Below are 3,202 nucleotides of genomic sequence, written 5' to 3'. Positions count from 1 at the left end.
AAAAACACAGCGAGGACGCTGTGAACCATCGGATTATTCCTCCGGTGGTTCCGCTCTCGTGATGTGTCACCGGATCACCGGTAAACATTCACGGAGAGTTTGATCCTGGCTCAGGACGAACGCTGGCGGCGTGCTTAACACATGCAAGTCGAACGATGAACCACTTCGGTGGGGATTAGTGGCGAACGGGTGAGTAACACGTGGGCAATCTGCCCTGCACTCTGGGACAAGCCCTGGAAACGGGGTCTAATACCGGATACTGACCACCTTGGGCATCCTTGGTGGTGGAAAGCTCCGGCGGTGCAGGATGAGCCCGCGGCCTATCAGCTTGTTGGTGAGGTAATGGCTCACCAAGGCGACGACGGGTAGCCGGCCTGAGAGGGCGACCGGCCACACTGGGACTGAGACACGGCCCAGACTCCTACGGGAGGCAGCAGTGGGGAATATTGCACAATGGGCGAAAGCCTGATGCAGCGACGCCGCGTGAGGGATGACGGCCTTCGGGTTGTAAACCTCTTTCAGCAGGGAAGAAGCGAAAGTGACGGTACCTGCAGAAGAAGCGCCGGCTAACTACGTGCCAGCAGCCGCGGTAATACGTAGGGCGCAAGCGTTGTCCGGAATTATTGGGCGTAAAGAGCTCGTAGGCGGCTTGTCGCGTCGGTTGTGAAAGCCCGGGGCTTAACCCCGGGTCTGCAGTCGATACGGGCAGGCTAGAGTTCGGTAGGGGAGATCGGAATTCCTGGTGTAGCGGTGAAATGCGCAGATATCAGGAGGAACACCGGTGGCGAAGGCGGATCTCTGGGCCGATACTGACGCTGAGGAGCGAAAGCGTGGGGAGCGAACAGGATTAGATACCCTGGTAGTCCACGCCGTAAACGGTGGGCACTAGGTGTGGGCAACATTCCACGTTGTCCGTGCCGCAGCTAACGCATTAAGTGCCCCGCCTGGGGAGTACGGCCGCAAGGCTAAAACTCAAAGGAATTGACGGGGGCCCGCACAAGCGGCGGAGCATGTGGCTTAATTCGACGCAACGCGAAGAACCTTACCAAGGCTTGACATACACCGGTAACGTCCAGAGATGGGCGCCCCCTTGTGGTCGGTGTACAGGTGGTGCATGGCTGTCGTCAGCTCGTGTCGTGAGATGTTGGGTTAAGTCCCGCAACGAGCGCAACCCTTGTCCCGTGTTGCCAGCAGGCCCTTGTGGTGCTGGGGACTCACGGGAGACCGCCGGGGTCAACTCGGAGGAAGGTGGGGACGACGTCAAGTCATCATGCCCCTTATGTCTTGGGCTGCACACGTGCTACAATGGCCGGTACAATGAGCTGCGATACCGCGAGGTGGAGCGAATCTCAAAAAGCCGGTCTCAGTTCGGATTGGGGTCTGCAACTCGACCCCATGAAGTCGGAGTCGCTAGTAATCGCAGATCAGCATTGCTGCGGTGAATACGTTCCCGGGCCTTGTACACACCGCCCGTCACGTCACGAAAGTCGGTAACACCCGAAGCCGGTGGCCCAACCCCTTGTGGGAGGGAGCTGTCGAAGGTGGGACTGGCGATTGGGACGAAGTCGTAACAAGGTAGCCGTACCGGAAGGTGCGGCTGGATCACCTCCTTTCTAAGGAGCACTTCTTACCGAGTCCTTCGGGGCGAGGTCAGGGGCCAGTACACCGGCGAGTGTCCGGTGCTGGTTGCTCATGGGTGGAACGTTGACTACTCGGCCTGTTTTCCGGGTCGGAGGCTGTTAGTACTGCCCTTACGGGGCGTGGAACGCATGATCTCCGGGCGGGGGTGGGCCGGGCACGCTGTTGGGTGTCTGAGGGTTCGGCCGTGTGGTCGCCTTCAGTGCCGGCCCCAGTGCACTCGGGATGTTGTCCCGGGGTGATGGGTGGTTGGTCGTTGTTTGAGAACTGCACAGTGGACGCGAGCATCTGTGGCCAAGTTTTTAAGGGCGCACGGTGGATGCCTTGGCACCAGGAACCGATGAAGGACGTGGGAGGCCACGATAGTCCCCGGGGAGTCGTCAACCAGGCTTTGATCCGGGGGTTTCCGAATGGGGAAACCCGGCAGTCGTCATGGGCTGTCACCCGCTGCTGAACACATAGGCAGTGTGGAGGGAACGCGGGGAAGTGAAACATCTCAGTACCCGCAGGAGGAGAAAACAACCGTGATTCCGGGAGTAGTGGCGAGCGAAACTGGATGAGGCTAAACCTTCGACGTGTGAGACCCGGCAGGGGTTGCGTCGTGGGGGTTGTGGGATTTCTCTTCCACGGTCTGCCGGCCGTGGGACGAGTCAGAAACCGTTGATGTAGGCGAAGGACATGCGAAAGGTCCGGCGTAGAGGGTAAGACCCCCGTAGTCGAAACGTCAGCGGCTCGTTTGAGAGACACCCAAGTAGCACGGGGCCCGAGAAATCCCGTGTGAATCTGGCGGGACCACCCGCTAAGCCTAAATATTCCCTGGTGACCGATAGCGGATAGTACCGTGAGGGAATGGTGAAAAGTACCCCGGGAGGGGAGTGAAATAGTACCTGAAACCGTGTGCCTACAAGCCGTGGGAGCGTCGGAGCGTGCTTGCACGTTCTCGTGACTGCGTGCCTTTTGAAGAATGAGCCTGCGAGTTTGCGGTGTGTTGCGAGGTTAACCCGGGTGGGGTAGCCGTAGCGAAAGCGAGTCCGAAGAGGGCGTTTGAGTAGCACGCTCAAGACCCGAAGCGGAGTGATCTAGCCATGGGCAGGTTGAAGCGGAGGTAAGACTTCGTGGAGGACCGAACCCACCAGGGTTGAAAACCTGGGGGATGACCTGTGGTTAGGGGTGAAAGGCCAATCAAACTCCGTGATAGCTGGTTCTCCCCGAAATGCATTTAGGTGCAGCGTCGTGTGTTTCTTGCCGGAGGTAGAGCACTGGATAGGCGATGGGCCCTACCGGGTTACTGACCTTAGCCAAACTCCGAATGCCGGTAAGTGAGAGCGCGGCAGTGAGACTGTGGGGGATAAGCTCCATGGTCGAGAGGGAAACAGCCCAGAGCATCGACTAAGGCCCCTAAGCGTACGCTAAGTGGGAAAGGATGTGGAGTCGCACAGACAACCAGGAGGTTGGCTTAGAAGCAGCCACCCTTGAAAGAGTGCGTAATAGCTCACTGGTCTAGTGATTCCGCGCCGACAATGTAGCGGGGCTCAAGCGTACCGCCGAAGTCGTGTCATTGCAG

Annotated in this window: 2 rRNA genes (1 of these 2 running past the window's edge); both read left to right on the top strand. The window is 58.8% G+C overall.

Going from position 1 to position 3,202, the window contains the following annotated elements:
• Positions 1 to 87 precede the first annotated feature (87 nt).
• Positions 88 to 1,613, top strand: a 16S ribosomal RNA gene (locus ACGF8A_RS34440).
• 317 nt (positions 1,614 to 1,930) lie between these two features.
• A 23S ribosomal RNA gene (locus ACGF8A_RS34435) occupies positions 1,931 to 3,202 on the top strand; it runs 1,925 nt beyond the window's last position.
• The 16S and 23S rRNA genes sit together here, the layout of an rRNA operon.

Origin of the sequence: Streptomyces sp. NPDC047706 (assembly GCF_043204795.1) — a bacterium.
In the GTDB taxonomy this organism is placed as follows: domain Bacteria; phylum Actinomycetota; class Actinomycetes; order Streptomycetales; family Streptomycetaceae; genus Streptomyces.
The sequence above is the reverse complement of the archived record's forward strand: the minus strand, read 5'-3'. Positions and strand labels throughout refer to the sequence as shown.